Here is a 4,492-nt window from a genome sequence, read left to right on the forward strand (position 1 = left end):
GTCCAGGATGTGCCGGCCGTCGCCCTTGGCGGTGACGGTGGCGGGTGACAGTTCCTGGGTGCGGCGGCCGGTCGATCACTCCCGTGCCGGGCGCCGTGCCGCGCCGGCCGCCGCCTCGTGCATCGCCAGCTCCAGCAGCGCCGGGTCGGTCAGGGCGCCGGAGCCGTCCGGCGGCACCAGCCAGCGCACGCCGTGGCCGGTACGGCCCGGGTGCGGGACGGCGACCCAGCTGCCGGACCCGGCGCCGCGTACCCCCGTCCCGATCCAGCGCCCCGTGGTGCCCGGCGGGACGAAGAAACCGACCCTGGTGTCGCCGTGGTCCGCCAGGACGGGACCCGGCCGCCCCTGGAGCCGGGTGAGCACCTGGAGCGTGGGATGGCCCAGCGACCCGTCCAGGATCAGTACGTCCCACATCCGGCCGGCCGGCAGCAGCGCCACCCCCAGCGGATGGCGTTCCCACTCCCATCGGCAGGTCTCCGGTTCGGGTGCCGCCGACGCCAGCCATCGCATCGCGGACCTCACCCCGCCTGTGCCGCTCACCGTGCTCTCCTTCCTGATGCTCCGGGGCCCCCGGCGGGGGCCGTGCGGATCACTCGGTGAGAGCGGCGGGCGACCGGATCCTTACACCGTTTCGCCGGGTTTTCCCGTGGTGTGCGTCACATCGCCCGGATGTGTTCGCTCCGGGACGGGAAGACGGTCGCGGGTGATCAGACGTCGGCGGTGTCGCCGTCGTCGCGGCCCCGGTCGCCGCCCCGGTCGGCGTCGCCGTCCTCGCCGGAGCCGGCGGCGCCGGGGAGCGGCAGCTGCCAGTAGCCGAAGGCGTAGCCCCGGCCCGGTGCGAAGTCCAGTCCGAACTCGTGCGCGCCGGCGGGCACGGTGACCGTGTACCGGGCCGTCCAGTTCTGCCCCGGCTCCAGGCTGCCGGGCAGCGGGGTCTCCAGCCGTACGTCGCGGTCCGGCAGTTCGCGGTCGCCGACCAGCACGTACAGTTCCGTGCCGCCGAGGTGGGCCGCGCCGTCGCCCTCGTTGCGCAGCCGTATCTCCACGGTGGCGACGGCGCCGCTGGTGGAGAGTTCCGGTTCCGGCATGGTGACGGTCAGCCCGTCCCCGTACCGCACCGTCACCTCCGCGCCGGCCAGCAGTTCCGCGCCGGCCTCCGACGTCACGTCGACCACCTTCAGCAGCGAGCCCATCAGCAGCACCGAGAGCACGGCGCCGATCGCCGCCGCGCCCGCGCCGGTCCACAGCCCGCCCAGGGCCGGCAGCCGGTTGGTGGCCTCGCCGCGCCGTGCACGGGCGGCTCCCGCCGCACCGAGGATCACCGCCGGGAGGCCCAGGACCACGGCGACCGGGCTCAGATAGAACGTCCAGCACAGGGCAGCGGCGCTCACCCCGAGGATCAGCGACGCGATGCCGAGTCCGTTGCGCGGCGGCCCGGGCGGCAGGACCGGGAACGGCGCCGCGTACGGCGAGTTCAGGACAGAGGGAGGCGCACCGTACGGCCGCTGATGCGGCAGCGGGGCATACCCCGTCCCCGGCGCGCCCTCCCCCGGTACGACGGCCCCCGCCGCCGCCCCCTGCGGCGGCGACGACGCGGCGGACGGCGGTGCCGGTGGGGGCGGAACCGCGCCCGCCCCGCCCGGTGGTTCCCAGCCCGTCCCCCGCCCCCGTGCCCCGTTCTCCTCCGGTGCCCGGAACGGATTGGGCTCGTCCATCGACGTCACACTTCCTCCCCTGAATCCCCATACCCTACGGGCCCCCGCGGCCTGCGCCGCCCCTGCCTACCATGAACGGGCCCCACCCGCCCGTCACGGAGGCCAGCTTGTCCGACCTGACCGCTTTCATCGCCCGGCTTCCCAAGGCTGAGCTGCATGTTCACCATGTCGGCTCGGCCTCGCCGCGGATCGTCGCCGAACTGGCTGCGCGCCACCCCGACTCCCCGGTGCCCAAGGACCCCGAGGAGCTGGCGCGGTACTTCACGTTCCGGGACTTCGCACACTTCGTGGAGGTCTACATCTCGGTGGTCGACCTGATCCGCGACGCCGAGGACATCCGGCTGCTGACGTACGAGGTCGCCCGGGACATGGCCGCCCAGCACATCCGCTACGCCGAACTGACCCTCACCCCGTACTCGTCCGTGATCCGCGACATCCCGGCCCCCGCGTACATGGAGGCCATCGAGGACGCCAGGACCGCCGCCGAACGCGACCTGGGCGTCGTGCTGCGCTGGTGCTTCGACATCCCCGGCGAACTGGGCCTGCCCGCCGCCGAGGAGACCGCCCGGCTGGCGACCGAGCTGCCGCCGGACGGCCTGGTCTCCTTCGGGCTCGGCGGCCCGGAGAAGGGCTGGCCGCGCGGGCTCTTCAAGCCCGCCTTCGACCGCGCCATCGCCGCCGGGCTGCACAGCGTCCCGCACGCCGGGGAGAGCACCGGGCCGCAGACCGTCTGGGACGCCCTGACCGAGCTGCGCGCCGAGCGCATCGGGCACGGGAACAACGCCGTCCACGACCCCGCCCTCCTGGCCCACCTGGCCGAGCGCGGCATCCCGCTGGAGATCTGCCCGACCTCCGAGGTCGCCACCCGGTCCGTGTCCTCGCTGGACGAGCACCCGCTGCCGCAGCTGATCGACGCCGGGGTGACGGTCACCATCAACTCGGACGACCCGCCGATGTTCGGCACCGATCTGAGCACGGAGTACGCCATCGCCGCCCGCTTGCTCGGCCTCGACGCGGCAGGCGTCGCGGCACTGGCGAAGAACGCGGTGACCGCCTCCTTCCTCGACCCGGCTGGAAAGGCGGCGCTGGCGGCGGAGATCGACGCGCATCTGGCGGCGTGGACCGGAGCCGATGCCGCAGACGCGGCCGGGGCGGGGGCGGGGGCCGGGGCCGTATGAGGAGCGTCCTCGCCGTGGCCCACCGGGGCGATCCGTACCGGGCCCGGGAGAACACCGTCGCTTCCTTCCTCTCCGCCGTCGCGGCCGGCGCGGACATGGTGGAGCTGGATGTCCGGCTGACCCGGGACGGCGTACCGGTCGTGCTGCACGACGCCACCCTGGAGCGGCTGTGGGGACACGACCTCCCGGTGGGCGAACTGACGGCCGAGGAGGTGCGCGCCCGCACCGCGGGCGGCGTGCCGACCCTGTCCGAGGTGCTGACGGTCACGGCGCCGGTGCGCACCCTGATCGATCTGCCGATGCGCGCGGCGGCACCGGCCCGCGCGGCGGTGGCGGCGGTACGGGAGGCCGGTGCGGCGGACCGGGTGAGCTACTGCGGCGATCCGGCGGCGCTCAAGGCGGTACGGGCGGCGGACGCGGCGGCGGAGATCGGGCTGACCTGGAAGCGCACCGCCCCGCCGCGCGCCGCCCTGCTGGACGGGCTGCGCCCGGCCTGGCTGACGTACCGCTTCGGCCTGCTGGACCGTGCTCTGGTGGCCCGTGCCCACGACCGGGGGCTGCGGGTGATGGCCTGGACGGTGGACTCCCCGCGCGTCATGCGCCGCCTGCTGGCGATGGGGGTGGACGCCATCACCAGCAATCGCATCACCGAACTGCGCCGCGTCATCGGGTCCTTCCCCGCGCCCTGAGGCCAACCGCCTCCGCACCGGACCGGATTGTCAGTCCCGGGCTCTACGGTTCGGTGCATGGTGGCGATGACGCATTCTTATCGGTATCTGCGGCCTTCGGTGGCCGACGTGCCCGGCGGCGCGGTGGGGCTGGCGACCTCCGGCGGCACGACGTCACGCGGACCGCTGCCCCATCCGCGGTTCTTCAGCGGCGTGCTGACCCACCCGGAGGCGGCGGCGCGGGGCCTGCTGGCGGTCGCGGCGGTGGCGCGTACCCGCTATTTCCGGCCACAGCTGGCGGCGCTGCGCGACCCGGTGGTGACGTGTGACGGGCAGCGGCTGCGGTTCGAGTCCTTCTCGGCGTGCGGCGGGGTGCACGCGCGGCTGGACGTGCTGCCCGGCGTGCTGGACGGCGAGGTGTTCGACCGCGGCACCACCAACGTCGATGTGAACGACCCGCTGCGCGAGGCGCTCGCCCGGGTACGCGGCGGCGACCCGCTCCATCTGTCGGTCGGCGCCGACGAGCTGACGGTGACCACGGCCGACGGCGCGGTGCTGGAGAAGAAGGTGCCACTGCCGGAACGCTGGCTGCGGGGGTTCGCCGAACTGCAGGTGATCTCCGTGCCGTTCGACCTGCGCGCCGAACTGCCGGCGGCGGAGGCGGTACGGCTGCTGCGGTCGCTGCCCGCGGGGTCGGGGCTGCTGTGGATGGTCCCCGCCGGACGGACGCTGCGCCGCTCGGCGCGCCCCGCGCCCGGCGCCGTGGCCCTCGCCGGGGCGCGGCGGCTGGAGGTGCTGACACCGCTGCTGCGTTTCGCGCGGGCGCTGCGGCTGTACGGCCCGCCGGTGTCGCCCGCTTCGCTCCCGGTGGCCTCCGCCTGGGAGCTGGAGCTGCCCGGCATGCGGCTGGTACTGACACTGTCCCCGGAGG

At 74.8% G+C, this 4,492-nt stretch carries 4 protein-coding genes and 1 pseudogene; 3 read left to right on the forward strand and 2 right to left on the reverse strand.

The genetic code is table 11. The annotated features are described in order from the left end of the window. Positions 1-75 precede the first annotated feature (75 nt). Both ACFV5N_RS25085 and ACFV5N_RS25090 read right to left on the reverse strand, forming a co-directional pair. Positions 76-510, reverse strand: a complete 435-nt coding sequence (locus tag ACFV5N_RS25085; RefSeq protein ID WP_385604021.1) for a hypothetical protein — start codon at positions 508-510, stop codon at positions 76-78. Positions 511-707: 197 nt separating this feature from the next. Then, the gene (locus tag ACFV5N_RS25090; RefSeq protein ID WP_385604014.1) at positions 708-1,715 is read right to left on the reverse strand and encodes a hypothetical protein; all 1,008 of its coding nucleotides are present in this window, start codon (positions 1,713-1,715) and stop codon (positions 708-710) included. Between the two features lie 107 nt (positions 1,716-1,822). On the opposite strand from ACFV5N_RS25090, the gene ACFV5N_RS25095 reads away from it, so the two are divergent. The 3 genes and pseudogenes from ACFV5N_RS25095 to ACFV5N_RS25105 form a co-directional block, all read left to right on the forward strand. Then, positions 1,823-2,893 (forward strand): adenosine deaminase, encoded by a 1,071-nt coding sequence (locus tag ACFV5N_RS25095; protein WP_385604016.1) that lies wholly within the window; start codon positions 1,823-1,825, stop codon positions 2,891-2,893. After that, positions 2,890-3,582: a glycerophosphodiester phosphodiesterase gene (locus tag ACFV5N_RS25100; RefSeq protein ID WP_385604019.1), complete on the forward strand. Its 693-nt coding sequence runs from the start codon at positions 2,890-2,892 to the stop codon at positions 3,580-3,582. Before ACFV5N_RS25095 ends, ACFV5N_RS25100 begins: the two co-directional genes overlap by 4 nt. Before the next feature lie 57 nt (positions 3,583-3,639). Then, positions 3,640-4,492 (forward strand): annotated as a pseudogene (locus tag ACFV5N_RS25105) (SWIM zinc finger family protein); the annotation flags it as partial.

The sequence above is a fragment of the Streptomyces sp. NPDC059853 genome, assembly GCF_042731495.1.
Taxonomy (GTDB): Bacteria; Actinomycetota; Actinomycetes; order Streptomycetales; family Streptomycetaceae; genus Streptomyces.

What these genes read in the sequence shown, in the direction of transcription:
- ACFV5N_RS25085 (WP_385604021.1), bottom strand. Translation starts at nt 510, where the DNA reads ATGCGATGGCTGGCGTCGGCGGCACCCGAACCGGAGACCTGCCGATGG.
- ACFV5N_RS25090 (WP_385604014.1), bottom strand. Translation starts at nt 1,715, where the DNA reads ATGGACGAGCCCAATCCGTTCCGGGCACCGGAGGAGAACGGGGCACGG.
- ACFV5N_RS25100 (WP_385604019.1), top strand. Translation starts at nt 2,890, where the DNA reads ATGAGGAGCGTCCTCGCCGTGGCCCACCGGGGCGATCCGTACCGGGCC.